Here is an 18,627-nt window from a genome sequence, read left to right on the forward strand (position 1 = left end):
TATCCCTAGTTGGCGAATACGACCCAAACCGATTAGGATCTCCTCCGCACATGCAGACCAACGACGATCCATCGGGCGTCCTACCATCCGCTCTTCCGCCGGCGACCGACTTCATGTTGGCGCGCCTGGCCGCGATCGTGGAGTCGTCCGAGGACGCGATCATTTCCAAAGATCTGAACGGCGTCATCACGAGTTGGAACCAAGGCGCGCAACGACTATTCGGCTACACCGACCAGGAAATGATCGGGCAGCCGGTGCAGCGCCTGATCCCGGAGGATCGGTTCGACGAAGAACCCCGGATTCTCCAGCGGATCCGCATGGGCCAACGTATCGATCACTATGAAACGCTCCGGCGACGGAAAGACGGATCGCTCGTCCATATCTCGCTGACGGTCTCCCCGATCAAGGATCGCACCGGGCGCATCGTGGGAGCCTCGAAGATCGCCCGAGACATCACCCGCCTGAAACAGGCGGAGCAACAGCTGCAGGAGTCGGCCGTCGAGCTGGAACGGCGCATCGCCGAACGGACACAGGAACTGCTCGCGTCCCGAGAGCGATTGCGGGCCCTGGCTTCCGAACTGACCCTGACCGAGCAACGTGAGCGACGACGGCTGGCTACCGAACTGCATGACTATCTGGCCCAGCTGGTGGTCGCGAGCCGATTGCGGCTGTCGCAGATCATTCCTCGCATCGCAGATCCGGAGGTGTCGGCCAGCGTCTCCCAAGTGGACAGCATGCTGGACCAGGCCCTCACCTATACCCGATCCCTCGTTGCCGAGCTCAGCCCGCACACGCTCTATCAATTCGGTTTGGCCAAATCCCTCCAATGGCTTGGAGAACAGATGCAGCAGCATGGCCTGCTGGTCTCGGTCAAAATCGGCCCGACCCCCTTCACCTTGGCCGACGACCAAGCCGTGTTGCTGTTCCAGTCGGTGCGCGAGCTCCTCTTCAATATCATCAAGCATGCCAAGACCGATCGGGCCACCCTCACGGTCAACGTGGACGAGGACCAGGAGTTGCGGATCTGCGTGGAGGACGAGGGCGTCGGCTTCGACATGGCAGCGATCACCCGCTCGACCGACACTCGCGGAAAATTCGGGCTGCTCAGCATTCGCGAACGAATGGGACTCTTGGGAGGCGAATGCGAAGTCTCGTCGACGATCGGCGGGGGAACCCTGGCGATCCTACGTCTTCCGCTTTCCCACAGACCGCAGGACGAACCCCTGGGTCCACAACCGGCCGTCGCTGTCCCCTCCGGGATGCCGGCCAAGGACCCGGCGAAGACCGTCAAGGTCCTGCTCGTCGACGACCATGCCATGGTCCGCCAGGGGCTCCGCAGCATCTTGGACAGTTATGCCGACCTGACGGTGGTGGGGGAAGCCGCCGATGGGCAGGATGCCGTCGTCATGGCGCGTTCCCTCAACCCTGACGTGGTGGTCATGGATGTGAACCTTCCCCTCATCGACGGCATCGAGGCCACCCGGCTGTTGCACCGAGACCACCGTTCCATCGCCGTCATCGGCATTTCGGTCCGCAACGACCCTCAGGTCAAGCTGGCGATGACCGAAGCCGGAGCCGTGGACTTTCTCCCGAAGGAATCCGCCGCCGTTCAACTCTACGACATCATTCTGCGACATTGCCCTATTAAGTTGTGATCTCAGTCAACTCTGAGAAACTAGGGGAATCCCCAGTGTGCATTCAGCGCGCGCGTCGTTATCATATTCTGTGCACGTATCGCCTATAGCCGGTCGACGCCTCCCCCCGAAACTACGTTCCAGCCCTGAGCGCCTGGCAGTCCCGAGCGGCGCGGGCTGTCTTCGGCGGGGCTTGTCTCTCCGCAAGAATTCGCATCGTCCCTGCGAGAGGGTGATCGGTCGTTCATGATCCCGGCACATCTCACATTGCAGCGGGTCGCGGGTTTTGCCGCACTGGCGGCCATTGCCGTTCCCTTGCTCATTCTCCTGTCGTGGGCCTACGAGGCCTCCTGGCTCACGGCGGTACATCCCTCCTTCGGCACCATCAAACCGATCACCCTGCTGTCAATCCTCTTGTGCGGCTTCTCCCTGTGGCTCTTGTCGGACGAGGGAGCCGTGACCGTCACCGGTCGTCGAGCGGCCCAGGCCGGCGCCGGCCTGGCTTGCCTGCTGGCCGGCCTCACCTTGGCCGAGTATCTGTTTGCGGTGGATGTGGGCATCGATCTCTGGTTCCTGGAAGGCCGGGACATCGACTCCTCCGCGCATCCCGGGCGCATGGCCCCTTCGACCGCGATTGTCTCCCTCTTGCTCGGCCTCGCGCTCCTGAGCCTGGATCATCCCTTGAGCAACGGTCACTATCCCTCCCAATATGCCGCCCTGCTCGGAGGGACCATCGGCGGGATCGCGCTTGTTGGATACCTCTACGGGGTCCGGTCGCTCTACAAGGTGGGAAGCTTCGCCACGATCTCGATGTATAGTGCGACGCTGATGTTCCTGATTGGCCTCGGCATTCTGGCATCACGGCCGATGCGGGGGTTCATGGCCACTTTGATGAGCGAGGATTTGGGCGGTGTGATGTTGCGGCAGGTCTTGCCGTTCGCTGTCTTCCTGCCGATCCTCGCCGGATGGATTCGTATCACCGCTCAACGATCCGGGTATTACGAGTTCAACTTCGGTGTCGCCTTGGCCGTCGCGGCCGTGATGCTCATTATGCTCACGCTGCTCTGGTTCCTCGCCGCTCACCTGAACCGCACGGACGGTCAGAAAAAACACATCCTGCAGATCCTCCAACAACGGGAAGCACGCCATCGATTGGCCTTGAAGGCCGGCCGCATGGGCACCTTTCATCAGGATCTCGATCAGCAGACCCTGATGTTCTCTCCCGAGCTGGAAGCAATGTTCGGCCTGTTACCCATGAGTTTCGGCAGCACCTTCGCCGCCTTTCTCGCGCTGGTTCACTCCGAGGACAAACAGCGCGTGGAACGTACCGTCGAGGAGGCTATCCGCAACCGGAGTGCCTATGAGTTCGAATGCCGTGTCCATCGCGCGTTGCCGCCGAGCGAGGCCTGGATCGCAGTCGCTGCGCAAGTGCTTCCCGATACGAGCGGCTCCCCTCGACAGATCACCGGCGTCATGTTCGACGTCACGGAGCGCAAGCGATCCGAAACTGCACTGCGGGAAAGCGAAGAACGGTTCCGCCACCTCTTCGAGCAGGCGTCCGACGGGATCGTGATGGCCGACATGACCGGACAGTATCTGGACGTGAACAGCCGCGCCTGCCACATGCTCGGCTATTCCCGAGACGAGCTTCTCTCAATGAAGATCGCCGACCTCTTCGCCCCGCACGAGCAGTCTCGATTGAGCGAGATCCTGATGGAACTGCTGGAGGGACAGCGGCACTCCGGTGAATGGCGTTTGCAACGGAAGGACGGTACGGCCATATCCGTCGAAATGAGCGCCAAGCTCCAACCGGATGGACGGTGGCACGCCATCCTTCGGGACATTACGGAGCGGAAGCGTGCGGAAGCCGGATTACGGGAAAGTGAAGCCCACTTTCGCATGCTGGCCGACGCCACGCCCGTGCTGGTCTGGATGGCGGGCGCCGACCGCCTGCGCACCTGGCTGAATCGATCGTGGATCGAATATACGGGGCGCGATCTGGAGGACGAACTGGGCGACGGCTGGGCCGAGGGCATTCACCCCGACGATCGAGCGACGGCCCTGGCCCGTTATCGAAGTCACTTCGGCCGACTGGAGCCGTTCGAACTCGAGTATCGCCTGCGTCGCCATGACGGTCGTTACGGTTGGATTCTGGATCGAGCCGTGCCCTTGACCACCGCAGACGGATCGATCACCGGCTACCTGGGGGCAGCCCTCGATATCACGGACCGGAAACATGCCGAGGAGCAGCTCCAACAGTGGACGGGGGAACTGGAGCAGCGCGTGCATGAGCGTACCGAAGCCCTCGTGAGGTCGCAGGCCCGGCTGCGCGCGCTCGCCTTGGACTTGAGCGCCACGGAGCAACAGGAACGACGCCGGCTGGCCACGGAGTTGCACGACTACCTGGCCCAACTGCTCGTCGTCGCCCGCATGAAGTTGGGCCAAGCCAAACCGCAGGCCCGTGAACCGAAACTGCAGCAGCTCTTGAACGATGCGGACGACGTGCTCACGCAATCCCTGAACTACACGCGCTCTCTCGTGGCGGAGTTGAGCCCGCAAGTGCTGTACCAATTCGGGTTGCCCGCGGCGCTCAAGTGGCTCGCCGGGCAGATGAAAACCCATGGTCTCGCGGTGACCGTGACCACCGCGCTCGACCGATTACCTCTCGAAGAAGACCATGCGGTCATCATGTATCAAAGCGTGCGCGAGTTGCTGTTCAACGTCGTCAAACATGCCGGCACGGATGAAGCGTCCATCGTGCTGTCGCGTAGCGTGGACGATCTGATCGTCGTCACCGTATCGGATCGAGGCCGCGGATTCGATCCGGCCTCCATGACGGAAGCCGACCGCACCAGCCCGGGCCGCTTCGGTCTCTTCAACGTTCAGGAACGAATCGAGGCCGTAGGGGGACGGCTCGCCCTGGATTCTCACGAGGGCCGGGGAACGAGCATTACCTTGATGGTTCCCTTGAGCCACGCCCAGGACTCCGCCCGGGAGATGGGTTCGTCCCGTCCCACACAGCCGGATTCCCTGCCGAACCCGCCTTCGCAACGCCTGCGCGTACTACTCGTCGACGACCATGCGATGGTGCGGCAGGGGCTTCGGAGCGTGTTAGAAAATTATCAGGACTTGGAAGTCGTCGGAGAAGCCGGTGATGGCGAAACCGCCGTCAGCCTGGCCGCCTCGCTGAAACCGGACGTCGTGGTGATGGACATCAACATGCCTCGCGTGGACGGCATCGAAGCCACGAGGCGCATCCTGTCTTCCGATCACACCGTCGTCGTGATCGGCCTCTCGGTCCAAAACGAGCACCATGTGGAAGAAGCCATGCTCGCCGCGGGGGCGGCGGTCTTTGTCACCAAAGAACGCGCCGCCGTGCAGTTATACGAAGCCATCGTAAGTACGGTTCGCGCCAGGACCTGACGGATTCCACCTAAGCGACAGGCGGTCGCCGCCCCATGACCATGCCGACCACGGCCAGAATCAGGAAAATCACAAAGAGCACGTAGGCGATATGGGTGGCGGTTCCAGCCACTCCGGAGACGCCCAACACACCGGCAATCAGTCCGATAACGAGGAAGGTCACTGCCCAGCTCAACATGATGGCACCTCATTCAAAAGGGTGAAGGATCCCGCTGCACTCGCGCTTCATGTCCTGACAATCCCGAACAGCCACAGGAGAAACACGATTCCCGCAGGCACGCCCAGCAACCACAACCCGATCAATCTCCACATGGTGACCTCCTGCGTGTCGCTCCAGACTTAGAACCACAGATGGACGCCCATCCCGATCCACTCCACTCGCTTCGTGAACAGCTGCCCGTCCGGGGTGGGGCCTGCGTAGTACTCCGCCAGCACCTGCAGTTTTCGATCACCAATCCTGGCATTCTCGAACTGTAGCCCCCCCATCAGGGATTGGCCGACCTCCCAGTTGGTTCGCGCGTTAGTTTGGAAGTCGGCATAGGCGACAGGTCGCACCTTGCCTCCCCAGAACAACCAGGGGCTTTTTATCTCCACTCCGCCCTGGGTCGTTGCTCGGCCCAACGTGCTCGGTTCCTTTCGTACGATCACACCGGCACCGCCGTAGAGGCGGAGCCACGCCGTCAGGTCGTAAGAGAGCTTCAGATCCAACTCTTCGTAACTCAGATTGATGCGCTCGACCTGCGGGTTGTTCAACAAAAACTCATCCCCCAGATGAGAACTTTGATGCCGAATGCGGACGAACCCCGAGAATCGATCCGCGCGATAGCTCGTCACCAGACCGACGGTGTAATCGGCATTGATCAGGTCGATGGAGCGGCGCTCCATATCAAAGACTCCAAACACACCGGCTTGAATGCCCAGTTCCCACTGCCCCCCAAAGGGAGCGGCATTCCGATACACAGCGAACGATTCCCCGAACGCGCTGGCAAATTTGTTGCCGGATGACAGCCAGTGGTATGCGGCGCCGAAGTGGGGCCATCGCTGGTCCGCATGCAGCGGCTCCACCAGGAGGCCGCGGGGCAAGAACTTCGAGTGTGAATCCGGTGTCGCAGCCCGTACCACCCCGGGCGCGACGCCTGCCGCCGGTTCAGGGACGGTGACAATATCGGCTTGGATCACGCCGGGAATGGCCTTGAGCGAGGTCACGATTTTCTCAGGGTCTTCTGCCCCCAAGCGAGTGGCGTAGACCACCACCCTTCCCTCTTCGACATGCACGACCGCGCCGGATAGATGAAATTCATGCTCGAGCATGGCGGCGGCGTAGCCCGCGATGTACTCATCCGAGCCTACAGCCGCCCCCGCGGGGCTCGCGGCAGACAGCCCCCACATCAGCAGGGCTGCGGCCCACCACGTCCATAGTCGACACCCCGAGCCTCCCATGCAGGATCTGCCAATTTCTCGCTCCACATCCCTCCACCTCACCGATCGGTCCGATCGAGTTAAAAGTGGAAGTTGAGACCGACCGTGACCATGTGGCCATTGTCCTGGAACTTCTTGTCGACGATGTTCCGGTCTCGTGACTCGATTTTCTCAAGCCAAATATACCGATAGGTGCTGTCGATGGAGACATGCTTGCTGAGGAAGAACTGCAAGCCGCCGCCGGCGTGGGCGCCGAAGCGGTTCTGGGTATCGTCAAAGCCGCCCGGTCCCTTGACGGTGGTGTAATACCACCCGCCGCCTCCCAGCAGAAACGGCGCCAATCTGGTCGTGCCAAGCGGGTAAATCAAGGCCGACACCTGCACGGGATACGTGTGGACGCGGGTGTCACCGATGTCGTTGCGGCGATAATCGACGGAACCCTCGAAGGCAAAATACCGCGAAGGATGCAGGCGGACTTGCCCGCCACCGAACCACCGGCTCGACCCGTCCTTGGGATCGACATAGGTCGCGCGACCACCGATCGACAGCAAGCCGATCTCCACCTGTTCGAACAAACCCTTATCTTCAGCCGCCGCCACGGTCGAAGGCGCCGACAGGCCCCATACCGTCAAGGCGGTTCCCACTACTGCCGTCAATACCGGAACGGGCCATCGTTTCATCGCAGAACTCCTCTTCTGATCGTCGGTGGACTCACCCCATTGCTTCTTCAATTTACCCTTACACTACTTTCACTTGCCCGTTGCCTGGCGTGCCGACCCATCACGAGTCGGCACGCCCAGTTTCTTTAGCGGTCGATCTTGGTCTGTCCGCTCTGCGCGTCGACATAGACCTTCTGCGTCTTGTTGTTGACGTCGACGATCTCGACCTCGTAGACGGTCCGGCCGTCTTCCTTGCCGATTTCCGCCTCCACAGCCTTGCCCGGCACGGCAGTCAAGGCATGACGGACCGCCTCCTCCAAGGTCACGGTCGCCGTGGCCGCCAGCTGTTTGTTCGTTTCGAACAGAGCCCAGGCGGGGCTTGCAATCACACCCGACAACAATGCAATGGCGAGTAACTTCTTCATCGGTGAAACCTCCTTCTCTTCACAAGATGTGACGCGTACGGGTGTTCTGGTCAGCGTGCGCGCTGGGCTTGAGCCTGCTCCGTTCCCGGACGCCCTTGCCGGGCATACCAGTCGTCGGCCCACCGCACGACTTCGTCCTTTTTATCGCCGTACCGCTCCTGCACGCGGCCCACGAACTTGTCGTAGTTGCCTTCGATTTGCATAAGATCGTCGTCTGTGAGCTTGCCCCACTGCTTTTTGACTTCGCCCTTGAACTGCACCCACTTGCCTTTGAATTGATCGGAATTCATTGCGGTCCTCCTTGATGGTGTAATGATGCGGCGGCGGAGGCCGGCGAGCTTGCCGCCGATCCCCCGGCCCGCCGCTGTTGGGCGGTTTGGTTCAGCACCCGATGGGCCGGAGTGCGAAAGGCGAGCCCGTTCTTGCCGCCGCGATAGAGGATGACCGTCTGCTCGCCTCGCTCATCAGCGACGGTGACGATCACGCGGCCTTTGACCCCAGGTGCCCGCTTCATCTCTCCTACCTCCCATCCGTGTTACAGGTTTCTTATACCCCCTTCCCCGCCGCTCCAGGACTGGATATACCCCTAGTCCTGTTCGGAGAGCCCCAGGTGGTACTTACCTTGGCATACGTACGTACGAATCGGTTTCGCCGATCGGATGCAAGAGCCTCACAGAGAGGTGAGACCTTGAGCGAAAGAAGGGGATGGGCGGATCTGAATGATACTACTTATGCCGAGCCGGTCGGCTCATGGCACAGGATGGCCAATGTTCTGGCCTCGATCGTATAGGGTTCGCCGCCTTTGTAGGAGGCCTGTTTGCGGCGCGGCTGCGCGGTGTCCAACACAAGGTCCCAATGGGCTCCCTCTGCATAGGCAGGCAGGAGAAATGGAACCGACTCATGGTGCGCATTGAGCAAGAGGAGAAAGGTGCCGTCGACGATCGGATTGCCTCGAGTATCCTTTTCTTCGATGGCGTCGCCGGCCAAGACGATGCCGATGGAGCGGAGATGGCCTTGGTCCCAATCCGCTTCATCCATCTCCTGACCGTCCGTGCGCAGCCAGGCGATGTCTTTGATGCCGGAACCGTGGATTTCCCGTCCTTGAAAGAACCGGCGGCGACGAAACACCGGATGCTCCTGCCGCAACGCGATGAGCCGTTTGACGAATGCCAGCAAGGCCTTGTCGCCCTTACCGAGTTCCCAATCGTGCCAGCTCAATTCATTGTCTTGGCAGTAGGCATTGTTGTTCCCCGACTGGGTGCGGCCGATTTCATCACCGCCGCACAACATGGGCACCCCTTGCGAGAGCAGGAGGGTCGCCAGCATGTTCCGCTTCTGCCGCTGCCGCAGCTCGTTGACGGCGCGATCGTCGGTAGGTCCCTCCGCGCCGCAGTTCCAGCTCAGGTTGTCGTTGTGTCCGTCCTGGTTGTTTTCGCCGTTGGCTTCGTTGTGTTTCTCGTTGTAGGACACCAAATCGTGGAGACTAAAGCCGTCATGGGCGGTAATGAAATTGATGCTGGCGAACGGCCGCCGCCCGCTCATGGCATACAAATCGCTGCTGCCGGACAGGCGATAGGCCAATTCGGCGACCTGCCCGCCGTCGCCCTTCCAATAACGGCGGATCGTGTCGCGATACTTGCCGTTCCATTCGGCCCAGCCGACCGGAAAGTTGCCGACTTGATAACCCCCTGCGCCGAGGTCCCAAGGCTCCGCGATGAGCTTGACCTGCGAGAGGACCGGATCTTGATGGATGATGTCGAAGAAGGCGCTCAGTCGGTCCACCTCATGCAGTTCCCTCGCGAGCGTGGAGGCGAGATCGAAGCGGAACCCGTCCACATGCATATCCAACACCCAGTAACGCAGGCTGTCCATGATGAGCTGCAAGGCTCGCGGATGGCGGACGTTCAGGCTGTTGCCGCAACCGGTGTAGTCCATATAGTAACGCGGATCGTCTCCGACCAGCCGGTAATAGGCGGCGTTGTCGATGCCTCGGAACGACAGCGTCGGACCGAGGTGGTTGCCCTCCGCCGTATGGTTGTAGACCACGTCGAGAATGACCTCGATGCCGGCGCTGTGCAGGGTCTTAACCATGGTCTTGAATTCCCGCACGTGCCGTCCCCGTACCGGCGACGAGGCATACCGCATATCGGGCGCAAAGAAGCCGATCGTGTTGTACCCCCAGTAGTTCGTCAGGCCTTGATCCGTGAGGTGTTTGTCCTGCACGGCATGGTGCACCGGCAACAGTTCGACCGCCGTCACGCCCAGGCCTTGCAGGTATTCGATGACCGCCGGCGTGGAGAGTCCCGCATAGGTTCCCCGTAGGTGCGCCGGCACGTCCGGATGGCGCGCCGTGAAGCCCTTCACATGCACTTCATAGATGATTGTTTTCGACCAGGGCGTCCGGAGCAGATGGTCCCCGCCCCAACTGAACGCCTGATCCACCACCACGCACTTCGGCATCTCGTCGGCGTTGTCACGATCATCCCGCACTAAATCACCGCCCGGGTCACCGAGGCAGTACCCGAACATGCGATCGGAGAGCCGAATGGTATCGGCGATGGACTTCGCGTAGGGATCGAGTAGGAGTTTGGCCTTGTTGAACCGATGGCCGGCCTGTGGTTCATAGGGTCCATCGACCCGGAACCCATAATGGAGGCCGGGGCGCCCCTCCGGCAGGTAGACGTGCCATGTCTGATTGGTCTGCTCCTCCAGTCGAATCCGATGGGATTCCTTCGAGGCATCAGGCCCATCGAACAGGCAAAGATCCACCGACGTGGCATTTTCGGAGAAGAGGGCGAAATTCACCCCTTCGCCGTCCCACGTGGCTCCCAGCGGATAGGGTCGGCCCGGCCATACCTTCATCGTACTTCCTTTCGGTTACGTCTTGCTGCAGTCCATCGCCGACCGATCGTCTGTGCCTATTTCAGCAGGCTGACCAAGTCCTCGGCATGTTCCTCCTCCTTGGCAAGGATCTCCTCCATCAACCGCCGCGTCGTGGGGTCGTCGTTGCCGACGAAGGCGATCATGTCGCGGTAACTTTCAATGGCAATCCGCTCGGCCACCAAATCTTCCTTGATCATGTCCTCGAGTCCGTTCCCCTCCACATATTCGGAATGGCTGCGATCCGCCAGACCCGTGGGCGAGAGGTCCGGCTCTCCTCCCAATTGGACGATCCGCTCCGCCAACTGATCGGCATGCGCCTGTTCTTCTCCGGCGTGGGTAAGGAATTCCGCCTTCACGCTTTCCGCATTCATCCCTTCCGCCATGAAGTAATGACGCCGATATCGCAAGACGCAGACGATCTCCGTCGCCAAGGCCTCGTTCAATAACTTGATCACGGTCTCCCGGTCTGCCTTGTAGTCGGCCGTGTAGGCCCCATCCTCGATATGTTGACGAGCACGCTCTCTGATGGCTTGCACATCTTTGACGAATGACGACTGGCCCTGTGCGGTTTTCATCATGATTCCTTTCCAGACAGGTGAGTGGTTCGCCGTCCTGGGAGGCGACAGTTTACGCCCGGCAATCCGATCGGAGATGGGGCCAAGCAGATATCCAATTCCACCCCTTTCGCTTTTGGTCACCGGTTGTGTTGGCTTCACCTTAGGCGAGGGGGTGCTGAGAACGCGCTAGGTAGGCCCCTAGGCCGGCTGCACAAGCTCCCTAGTAGAATGGATTATGGCGAGGCTGCATAAATGGAAAGCACGCCCACGAGGCGGTGGCGCCGATCCTGGACCGGCAGCCAATCCAGATGCGAGGCGCGCATCAGCGCGATGGCCTCCGCGAGCAGATCGTCTTGGTAGCAGGACGGGATAGGGCTCCTCATGAACCGTTCGATCGCCGTTTCCGGCGGGGCTTCCCTGATGCGATGGCTCAGCCCCATGTCCCGCTCCGTGAGCATCCCGGACAATCGCGCTCCGTCGTAGACGACCAGCACCGGCACGTCGAGCTTGTTCATCAAGCCGGCGGCGTCTTTCAGGCTGGTGCCGGGCGAGGCGATCGTCACCCTCGTGCTCATCGCCTCCCTGACTTGCTTCGCCTCGCCCGGCAACAACCCCAATTCTTCCTCTTTGGTCGATTCGAGATAGAGGCCTGCCACGCGCCGTGGTGTCGCGGTCCGAGGAGGGATGTCCGCACCCTGTTGCTTCCGGTGATCGCTCATGCTGTTTCCTCCGCAAATGTCACACCACCTGCGGCCGGTTTTCATGCACGACGAGACGGAGACGGCCGTACTGCAGGGGACGCTCCGGATTCCGCGTGTAGTGGCCCTTATCTTCTCCGATGGAGATCATGCTCAAGGGCAACGTCAGCTGCTGCTTATAGTGGGGAAACGCCGTCTCCAGCAGAACGGTGACCGTCTGGCCGTCACATTCGATGACCTCTGCGTTGAGCCCCCGCTCGTCTCGAAAATCAACCGTCACACGTTCTTCCGGATCGATCCACGGGCGAATGCGCGCAGCCTTATTGGGAACGTCCATAGAAGCCTCCTCACCGTCGACGAATCATGGATGTCTTCATAGACACCCGCGTCTTTGTCTTCATCATGCCACCGGATCGTCCCGTCGCCCACCGGCGATCCCCCTCATGGCCCGATCGACGCCTCCTCCCGGCGTCAGCGATACGCCAACAGGGAGGACGACCCGACCTGCAGCCGCTCCTCCACGGAATTCCATGCCACATTGCCGAAGAAGGCCTCGATGTAGTCCTTTCGTTCGTTGGGTTTGTAATCCAACAGATAGGCATGTTCCCACACGTCCATGACCAGCACCGGCAGGAACCCGGCTACGTTGCCATGTTCATGCAGACTCACCCAGTGGTTGGACACCATCCCGCTTGATGGATCGACATTGCAGATCGCCCAGCCCACGCCTCGCATCATTCCGACGCTGCTGAAATCGGCCTTCCAACGTTCAAAGTTTCCGAACGTCCGCTCGATGGCTTGGCCGAATGACGATCCCGCAGCCGGCCGCTCCCCGCCATTGCGCGAAAGATTGCCGAAATAATATTCATGCAGCACCATGCCGTTGTACTCGAACCCCAGCCGCCTGGTGAGTTCGGAATAGGCCGGCATCTCTTCTTGATCCACCTTGCCGTCCCGCCTCAGCTCCGTCAATTGCGCGCGCAGCGAATTGGCCGCCTTCACATACCCTTCATACAGGCCAAAATGCAGGCGGAGACTCTCATCGGAAATGCCGGATAATCCGAACAGGTCGTATGACTTCACGCGAAATACGTCGGGCGATTTCATGGCTCCTCCTTCCTCGATCTTGGTCGCATCCTCGACCTGGTCAAACGCTATCACGCCCTTTCCTCAGACCCAACTAGGTGATGCCCTGGCGAGGCTCTCAGGGAGTTTCCTAGGCACGCAGAGGCGGCGACCATGTTATGCAGAAGGAAGAAGACGGTTTCTGCCGGGGGATACGGATGTATTGGATGGGCGGAACTGGTATGCTGATATGACTGCTGCTCACAGAGGAGGAATGCGTACGTGGCTAAGGCGCGCCTGGTCCTTGCCGACGATCACAGTATCGTCCTGGAAGCCTATAAACAGTTGTTGGAACCGGAATATGACGTGGTGGGCACAGCCTCCAACGGCCAAGAATTGTTGGAGATCGCGCCGGCCCTGTCGCCTGACGTGATCCTGCTCGACATTTCCATGCCGACCATGAACGGATTGGACGTGACGCGGCAACTCCGAACCGCGGTCCCCCATGCCAAGCTCATCTTCGTCACGATGATGAGCGAGCCGTTCTACATCTCCCAGGCGTTCGACATGGGGGCGTCGGGGTATGTGCTCAAGCAGTCCGCCTCGACCGAGCTGCTGTCGGCGCTCGCCGCTGCCTTGAAGAATCAACGCTACATCTCGCCGCAGCTGTCGTTGGAAGTGCAGGATGCGATTGAGACACCGTGGGTAAAACCGGAAGGATTCTCCTCTAAGCTCACGCCGCGCCAGCAGGAGGTGTTACAGCTCCTGACGAAGGGGTGCTCGACGAAGGAGATCGCCTCGACGCTCAACGTCTCGACGAAGGCCGTGGAATTTCACAAGGGCAACATCACCCGCCGCTTAGGCATTCGCACGACGGCCGAACTGACCCGGTTCGCCCTCTCCCAAGGCCTCACGACTCTCGACGAACAACACCCGTGAGGGTCACACCTGCGGCCCCGGCACGGTCGGTTGCTGCGGCATGGCAATCAGGCCGAGCGCGATGGCGTGTTTGGTGAGTTCAGCGGTGCTGTGCACGCCCAGTTGTTTCATGATGCGGGTTTTGTGAAATTCGACCGTTTTGATCGACACGTTCAGGGTCGACGCAATCTCCTTAGTCGACTGGCCTTCGGCGATCAGCTGCAGCACTTCCCGCTGGCGCGCGCTCAAACGATCGTCTCCTCTCATGGATCGAGACGCTCCCGCCTCGGACGGATTGAGCGCCTGCTCGACCAGATTTTCCGCCACGCTGGGAGAGACGTACAACCGCCCCTTCAACACTTCTTTGATGGCGAAGACCAGCTCTTCCGCCACCGATTGCTTCAGAATGTACCCGGAGACTCCCGCCCGGAACGCCTCCGTGACGAAATGCTGTTCGCCGTGCATGGTCAGGATGAGCAGTTTGACCTGCGGCATGGATTTCTTGATCTGACGGCAGGCGTCGAGACCGTTGAGCAGCGGCAGCGCGATATCCACCAACGCGATATCGGGTTGTTCCTTTTCGACAGCTCGAACGAGGGCGCGCCCGTCCGCCACCCGACCGCACAGCTGAAACTCCGGCTCGAGCAGCTTTTGGACACCCTCGGCGACAAGCGTATGGTCATCGGCGATGAGAACTCGTGGTTTCATGGCTGTGCTCCGGGCTAAGGGGAGAGGCTCAGTAGGAAATCGATACGAAATCCTACCACTGTCCTTGTACGATAGCGAGGGGACGTCTCCCGTTACAGTTCTTTGGACCAAAAAAAGATAAGGCCATGTCCGCCTTTGGTCGGCGGCGCCCCGCCTGGGTCTCGGTAGATACCGAAGTTATACGTGTAGTTCAACTCGATCTGGGATTTCCACGGCGCCCCGGTGATGAGGCCGCCGCCCAGGGCCGGCAGCGAATCCGTCACATATTTGATGGCTCCCTCGGTGGTGAAGCGCGGACGTTCCACCAATCCCCACGTCGCTTCCAGGTAGGGGTAGAGAAAAAACAGGGCCTCGTAGCGATATTGCAGATTGGCCACGGCGTACCGGCGAGGAAACAGCTCGTTGAAGGCGACGCCATGGATCATGGGCATCGACACGGCCTCCCATTCATACCCGGTCGGGCGTCCGGGCAATCGGAAGGCGGAGAAGCGGTCCAGATCCTTGCCGATCCCTCCATGCAGGCTGCTGATGAGGCGATGTTTGTCGCTCTCGATAAACGGCAGACCGCTCGCCACCAGCGCATAGGCCGTCGCTTGCAGGTAGGTTCGCTCCTTGGTCGCATCCTGTCGATCGAACGGGGCGCCTCCCCACTGGTCCCATTTGGCGCGGTGCCCGTGGAGGAAATCGCCTCCCAGCGTGAACCCTTCATGCGGCAGTTCCATCAAGTTGCGTTTCAAGGCATCCGCCCGCACGCGAAGATGGATCCGGCCTTCATAGGTATCTTTGGGAACGATATAACCCGGCGCGGTCGAACCGGTGCCCTTGAACCAGCGGTACCCCGGTTCGTAGGTGAGAAACACGTTGACCGCGCTGTCTTGCTTGAACGGATGCACCGGCAGCCGGTACCCGACGCCGGCCCCGGCGAAGGCGTAACTCCACTCCAGTTCCGATTCTTTGATCCGTTGCCCCTGAACGTATTCCGAGCGCCCCATGGGGAGGATGAAATTGTCCCACGTGAAGATCAGCGACCAATTGGGGTAGTCGCGCAGGCCAATGGTGTAGTCGACGTCGTTCACCACGCCCGAAAAGGTCCCGCGCAAGCGGCGGTTATCGTCGTCCCAATTCCGCCACACATAGAGCGCCCCGAAGGGCAACACTTCCATTTGACTGGGCCCATTAGGAATCGCCTGGATGCCGAAACTCATGGCCGTGACATTGCGCCGATCGCGCGGCGGCACGTTGACTTCTTCGCCCAAAATCGTCGTGTGGTGAGGCTCTCCCGCCAGAGGCGTCGGCTCTTCCGCCCGCGCCAGGGGCGTCGGGCCGGAGCACCATCCCACAAACACACCCACCAGCACCCATGACCAGAGCCCCCATCTGCCGTGACGCCACCCGTTCCCTCCGTCGCAGTCGATCATGACGGCTTCACAATCCCTTCTCCCTCGTTGATTGCTGTATCTGTGCCTTAGGGTGTCCTCTTATAAGACAGGCCTGGCCGGTCAACCTCCTAGGCAAACCCCTAGACGAGGGTCCAGAGTTCACGAGTGGTCACGAGTGGTGGCGTGGGCGAAAGGACGTACGGCTATCTCAGAGATGATGCAGGAGACGGGTCAGGGGATAGGAGACGGGAGTCGATCCAATGAGGGCTCCAGCGGAACCAATCGAGCCGCGTCATACCCCATCGCGACCGCTTCGAGGGCCCGACCATACCTGTTCTCCGTCCCATTCCCGCGGACGGCGAGGCGTTGCCCCTCTCGGAAGGAATTGCGCAGGGTGGGGCTTGCATCGGGAGGCAGACGAACCTGCGTGCCATCGGACAACAGCAGGCCCTGAACGATCCCTTTGAGAGGATGGAACAGCAGAACCCGGACCGAACCGTTCGCCGTGAGTTCTCGAACGGACAGTTCCTGCTCCTGCGGGCGCATCGGCAGGTCGAGCCGCAGAGGTACGGCAAACGTCGTGCCGCGGGACAGGTTTTCGATCAGGTCCGGTTGCACCACCGGCGGCGCCTGGTGGCGCCGTCCCCGGACTCGCACGCGGTCCCCCGGTCGGAGCGCATGCAGAAGTTGCGCGGCCGCCCGCGACGTCACGGGCAACTGAGTGCCGTCGACTAAGAGAAGTCCTTCCACTTCCCCGCGCGGGTCGAGCAGATACCGCTCAATCACTCCTTCGACCAGCGGATCCTGCGCGAGAATCTCGAAGGATGCTCCGGCCTCCGGTCGGACGAGTGGCTCAAGGGCCTCCGCAACCGCCGGTTCCCAGGGTCCGGCCCACAGGCTACCGAAGCAGACAGCGAGGCCAATCCATCGCGTGATCTCCATCCTATCCACCTCCGTCGCAGGCTCTCCTCAGACGCTTCGATTTACTGTACTCGGCGGATCGACACAACACAACCGCATCCGCCTCGCCGGATCGCACCTTGTCTCATCCACGCAAGCCTTGTATGCTCACCCCATACGCAGATTCACTTGTCGCATGAAGGGAGATCCCATGAAGAAGACGCCCCGCGCGACCGCTTCCACAGGCAAACCGGCCCGCAAGCCCTCCAAGAGCGGCGCCAAGGTGGGCTCGACGGTCCACGTCATCAAGCGCAAACAACGGGCTGCCGCCGCACCTTCGGAAAAGCAGACGAAGGCAGGAAAGACCAAGGGGCGCCGGACGGGAAAGAACAGCCAGGCAAAGAGAGTCGGCGAAGCCGTGGGCACCATTCTCGGGAAGGTGATCGGAACAGTCGAACAAGCGGTCGCGACCGTGGTGCCGTCGAAGAATTTAAAAGGCCACCGCTAGGGAGAGGCCTAGTCCACACAGCGGAATGCGAGGGGTATGGTGAATCATGAGCGATTGAACCTTCAACAGGGGGAATCATGTCATGGTGACCAGGTCCTGCATCACCCTCGTGGCGACGGTGTTATGGTGCGTGTCACCCGCTACGCTCACGACCGCCGAAACCGGGACGCCTGCGCCGCCGAACGAATCAACGCCGCCCCAGCAGCAGCCAGGCCTGTTGCCCCCTGCGCCCCCGCCGAAGCTCGACCCCGGCATTCTCAAACAGCCGGACCACTTGCCGCCTCCCAACCCTGAGGCGGTGGTGCCGCCCCCCGTGGTGGATCCTGAAATGGCCGTCGATCCGGAGAAGTCTCTGCGTGGCGGCTCCCCCCCTCCTACGCCACCCCCACCCCCTCCACTTTCACCTCGGTAGGAATAGCGCAGACTCGTAAAAACCGCATGACAAGACTCGTAGGACTTTCTAGAATGGCATTCGGTAAGCACCGATCGCCATGGGGAACAATGAGCGTTCGTAGCCGACTCATTTCCGGGCTCGCCCGGCCCTTCAAGTTCACCGCGCGCAAAGTCCTGGGCGACACCCTTTACCAGCAAGTCCGAGTGTCACTCCTCGGAGAACTCAACGGCCTGGGGTTGGATTGGCGCTGGGGTCATTCGTTACGGCGCGTCCACCCCGTTCGACGTGACTTCGGTTGGCAAGCCGGCCAACCGATCGACCGATACTATACGGAAGAACACTTCTTCCCCGCCCACCGCGCCGACATCCGCGGGAGCGTGTTAGAGATCGGCGACAATCGCTACACGATGCAATTCGGCGACGACCGCGTCACCCGCTCCGAAGTCCTCCATCTCCACGCCGGCTCGCCCGGCTCGACGATCCACGGCGACCTGACGCAGGCGCCGCACATTCCATCCGATAGCTTCGACTGCCTCATTCTCACCTTCACGCTGCAGTTCATTTACGACGTGCGGGCGGCGCTCCGCACGGTGGCGCGTATCCTGAAACCCGACGGAGTGGCGCTGGTAGTGGTCCCGGGCATCAGCCAAATTGCACGTTATGACATGGACACCTGGGGCGAGTATTGGCGCTTCACGTCGCTGTCCGCCCGCCTCCTGTTCGAAGAAGTGTTTCGCCCTGAAGACGTCACCGTGTCCACATATGGCAATGTGTTATCCGCCACCGCGAGTCTGCAAGGGTTGATCAGCACGGAACTCCGCCGCGAAGAACTCGACTCTTACGATCGAGACTATCAGGTCCTGATCGGTATCCGAGCCGTCAAGCGATAGTCGCTTCCTCGATACCCCGCTCCCACCTTCAGGGATCGCAAAAGGGCCTGCTAGGGAGTCGCCTAGTACGGCAACCGCCCCTCGGCCATTTAAGATCGCACTGCCCGACACTGCATCATCTACAGCAGAAGGGCCATACATACTCTCAATATCCATCATTTCATCCA

General features: G+C 60.8%; 20 protein-coding genes. 6 read left to right on the plus strand and 14 right to left on the minus strand.

The features are described 5' to 3' along the window. Positions 1-50: 50 nt before the first annotated feature. Together HRU82_05135 and HRU82_05140 are read left to right on the plus strand one after the other, a co-directional pair. Positions 51-1,655 carry a PAS domain S-box protein gene (locus HRU82_05135; GenBank protein ID QOJ34371.1) on the plus strand — a complete coding sequence of 535 codons (1,605 nt, stop codon included), beginning with the start codon at positions 51-53 and terminating at the stop codon, positions 1,653-1,655. Between the two features lie 225 nt (positions 1,656-1,880). Continuing rightward, entirely contained in the window at positions 1,881-5,057 is a 3,177-nt protein-coding gene (locus HRU82_05140) for a PAS domain S-box protein (protein QOJ34372.1), read from the plus strand. 10 nt (positions 5,058-5,067) lie between these two features. Here HRU82_05140 and HRU82_05145 read toward each other — a convergent pair whose 3' ends face one another. The 11 genes from HRU82_05145 to HRU82_05195 all read right to left on the minus strand — a co-directional run bounded on the left by HRU82_05145 (position 5,068) and on the right by HRU82_05195 (position 12,805). Then, on the minus strand, positions 5,068-5,235 hold the full coding sequence (locus HRU82_05145; GenBank protein QOJ34373.1) for a DUF1328 domain-containing protein: 168 nt from the start codon (positions 5,233-5,235) through the stop codon (positions 5,068-5,070). A 161-nt stretch (positions 5,236-5,396) separates the two neighbouring features. After that, a complete protein-coding gene (locus HRU82_05150) occupies positions 5,397-6,524 on the minus strand; it encodes a DUF1207 domain-containing protein (protein QOJ34374.1) in 1,128 nt (375 codons plus the stop codon). Positions 6,525-6,556: 32 nt separating this feature from the next. Beyond that, positions 6,557-7,156 carry a porin family protein gene (locus HRU82_05155; protein ID QOJ34375.1) on the minus strand — a complete coding sequence of 200 codons (600 nt, stop codon included), beginning with the start codon at positions 7,154-7,156 and terminating at the stop codon, positions 6,557-6,559. Between the two features lie 125 nt (positions 7,157-7,281). Continuing rightward, positions 7,282-7,560, minus strand: coding sequence for a PepSY domain-containing protein (locus tag HRU82_05160; GenBank protein ID QOJ34376.1), 279 nt, complete (start codon positions 7,558-7,560; stop codon positions 7,282-7,284). A 50-nt stretch (positions 7,561-7,610) separates the two neighbouring features. Further along, positions 7,611-7,850, minus strand: coding sequence for a CsbD family protein (locus HRU82_05165; GenBank protein ID QOJ34377.1), 240 nt, complete (start codon positions 7,848-7,850; stop codon positions 7,611-7,613). Continuing rightward, on the minus strand, positions 7,847-8,074 hold the full coding sequence (locus HRU82_05170) for a hypothetical protein (GenBank protein QOJ34378.1): 228 nt from the start codon (positions 8,072-8,074) through the stop codon (positions 7,847-7,849). The genes HRU82_05165 and HRU82_05170 overlap by 4 nt, the downstream gene beginning before the upstream one ends. 215 nt (positions 8,075-8,289) lie before the next feature. Then, the gene (gene glgX / locus HRU82_05175) at positions 8,290-10,422 is read right to left on the minus strand and encodes a glycogen debranching protein GlgX (protein QOJ34379.1); all 2,133 of its coding nucleotides are present in this window, start codon (positions 10,420-10,422) and stop codon (positions 8,290-8,292) included. A gap of 56 nt (positions 10,423-10,478) precedes the next feature. After that, a complete protein-coding gene (locus tag HRU82_05180) occupies positions 10,479-11,021 on the minus strand; it encodes a bacterioferritin (GenBank protein QOJ34380.1) in 543 nt (180 codons plus the stop codon). Between the two features lie 212 nt (positions 11,022-11,233). Further along, complete coding sequence (locus HRU82_05185) at positions 11,234-11,719, minus strand: CBS domain-containing protein (GenBank protein ID QOJ34381.1); 486 nt, start codon at positions 11,717-11,719, stop codon at positions 11,234-11,236. A gap of 19 nt (positions 11,720-11,738) precedes the next feature. Continuing rightward, entirely contained in the window at positions 11,739-12,035 is a 297-nt protein-coding gene (locus HRU82_05190) for a hypothetical protein (GenBank protein ID QOJ34382.1), read from the minus strand. Positions 12,036-12,169: 134 nt separating this feature from the next. Next, a complete protein-coding gene (locus tag HRU82_05195; protein ID QOJ37114.1) occupies positions 12,170-12,805 on the minus strand; it encodes a superoxide dismutase in 636 nt (211 codons plus the stop codon). A gap of 240 nt (positions 12,806-13,045) precedes the next feature. Between HRU82_05195 and HRU82_05200 the strand changes: the two genes are divergently transcribed. Beyond that, complete coding sequence (locus HRU82_05200; GenBank protein QOJ34383.1) at positions 13,046-13,702, plus strand: response regulator transcription factor; 657 nt, start codon at positions 13,046-13,048, stop codon at positions 13,700-13,702. A gap of 3 nt (positions 13,703-13,705) precedes the next feature. On the opposite strand, the gene HRU82_05205 is transcribed toward HRU82_05200, so the two are convergent. The 3 genes from HRU82_05205 to HRU82_05215 all read right to left on the minus strand — a co-directional run bounded on the left by HRU82_05205 (position 13,706) and on the right by HRU82_05215 (position 16,710). Further along, positions 13,706-14,389, minus strand: coding sequence for a response regulator transcription factor (locus HRU82_05205; protein ID QOJ34384.1), 684 nt, complete (start codon positions 14,387-14,389; stop codon positions 13,706-13,708). Positions 14,390-14,481: 92 nt separating this feature from the next. After that, positions 14,482-15,807, minus strand: coding sequence for a hypothetical protein (locus HRU82_05210; GenBank protein ID QOJ34385.1), 1,326 nt, complete (start codon positions 15,805-15,807; stop codon positions 14,482-14,484). Between the two features lie 192 nt (positions 15,808-15,999). Next, positions 16,000-16,710, minus strand: a complete 711-nt coding sequence (locus HRU82_05215) for a hypothetical protein (protein QOJ34386.1) — start codon at positions 16,708-16,710, stop codon at positions 16,000-16,002. A 169-nt stretch (positions 16,711-16,879) separates the two neighbouring features. Between HRU82_05215 and HRU82_05220 the strand changes: the two genes are divergently transcribed. From HRU82_05220 to HRU82_05230, 3 genes are all read left to right on the plus strand, one after another. Beyond that, complete coding sequence (locus tag HRU82_05220) at positions 16,880-17,176, plus strand: hypothetical protein (GenBank protein QOJ34387.1); 297 nt, start codon at positions 16,880-16,882, stop codon at positions 17,174-17,176. A gap of 82 nt (positions 17,177-17,258) precedes the next feature. Then, on the plus strand, positions 17,259-17,588 hold the full coding sequence (locus tag HRU82_05225) for a hypothetical protein (GenBank protein ID QOJ34388.1): 330 nt from the start codon (positions 17,259-17,261) through the stop codon (positions 17,586-17,588). Positions 17,589-17,677: 89 nt separating this feature from the next. Further along, entirely contained in the window at positions 17,678-18,460 is a 783-nt protein-coding gene (locus HRU82_05230) for a methyltransferase domain-containing protein (protein ID QOJ34389.1), read from the plus strand. Positions 18,461-18,627: the final 167 nt, after the last annotated feature.

Origin of the sequence: Nitrospira sp. (assembly GCA_015709715.1) — a bacterium.
Lineage (GTDB): Bacteria > Nitrospirota > Nitrospiria > Nitrospirales > Nitrospiraceae > Nitrospira_A.

What these genes read in the sequence shown, in the direction of transcription:
- HRU82_05135 (QOJ34371.1), top strand. Translation starts at nt 51, where the DNA reads ATGCAGACCAACGACGATCCATCGGGCGTCCTACCATCCGCTCTTCCG.
- HRU82_05140 (QOJ34372.1), top strand. Translation starts at nt 1,881, where the DNA reads ATGATCCCGGCACATCTCACATTGCAGCGGGTCGCGGGTTTTGCCGCA.
- HRU82_05145 (QOJ34373.1), bottom strand. Translation starts at nt 5,235, where the DNA reads ATGTTGAGCTGGGCAGTGACCTTCCTCGTTATCGGACTGATTGCCGGT.
- HRU82_05155 (QOJ34375.1), bottom strand. Translation starts at nt 7,156, where the DNA reads ATGAAACGATGGCCCGTTCCGGTATTGACGGCAGTAGTGGGAACCGCC.
- HRU82_05160 (QOJ34376.1), bottom strand. Translation starts at nt 7,560, where the DNA reads ATGAAGAAGTTACTCGCCATTGCATTGTTGTCGGGTGTGATTGCAAGC.
- HRU82_05165 (QOJ34377.1), bottom strand. Translation starts at nt 7,850, where the DNA reads ATGAATTCCGATCAATTCAAAGGCAAGTGGGTGCAGTTCAAGGGCGAA.
- HRU82_05170 (QOJ34378.1), bottom strand. Translation starts at nt 8,074, where the DNA reads ATGAAGCGGGCACCTGGGGTCAAAGGCCGCGTGATCGTCACCGTCGCT.
- glgX (QOJ34379.1), bottom strand. Translation starts at nt 10,422, where the DNA reads ATGAAGGTATGGCCGGGCCGACCCTATCCGCTGGGAGCCACGTGGGAC.
- HRU82_05180 (QOJ34380.1), bottom strand. Translation starts at nt 11,021, where the DNA reads ATGATGAAAACCGCACAGGGCCAGTCGTCATTCGTCAAAGATGTGCAA.
- HRU82_05185 (QOJ34381.1), bottom strand. Translation starts at nt 11,719, where the DNA reads ATGAGCGATCACCGGAAGCAACAGGGTGCGGACATCCCTCCTCGGACC.
- HRU82_05190 (QOJ34382.1), bottom strand. Translation starts at nt 12,035, where the DNA reads ATGGACGTTCCCAATAAGGCTGCGCGCATTCGCCCGTGGATCGATCCG.
- HRU82_05195 (QOJ37114.1), bottom strand. Translation starts at nt 12,805, where the DNA reads ATGAAATCGCCCGACGTATTTCGCGTGAAGTCATACGACCTGTTCGGA.
- HRU82_05205 (QOJ34384.1), bottom strand. Translation starts at nt 14,389, where the DNA reads ATGAAACCACGAGTTCTCATCGCCGATGACCATACGCTTGTCGCCGAG.
- HRU82_05210 (QOJ34385.1), bottom strand. Translation starts at nt 15,807, where the DNA reads ATGATCGACTGCGACGGAGGGAACGGGTGGCGTCACGGCAGATGGGGG.
- HRU82_05215 (QOJ34386.1), bottom strand. Translation starts at nt 16,710, where the DNA reads ATGGAGATCACGCGATGGATTGGCCTCGCTGTCTGCTTCGGTAGCCTG.
- HRU82_05220 (QOJ34387.1), top strand. Translation starts at nt 16,880, where the DNA reads ATGAAGAAGACGCCCCGCGCGACCGCTTCCACAGGCAAACCGGCCCGC.
- HRU82_05225 (QOJ34388.1), top strand. Translation starts at nt 17,259, where the DNA reads ATGGTGACCAGGTCCTGCATCACCCTCGTGGCGACGGTGTTATGGTGC.
- HRU82_05230 (QOJ34389.1), top strand. Translation starts at nt 17,678, where the DNA reads ATGAGCGTTCGTAGCCGACTCATTTCCGGGCTCGCCCGGCCCTTCAAG.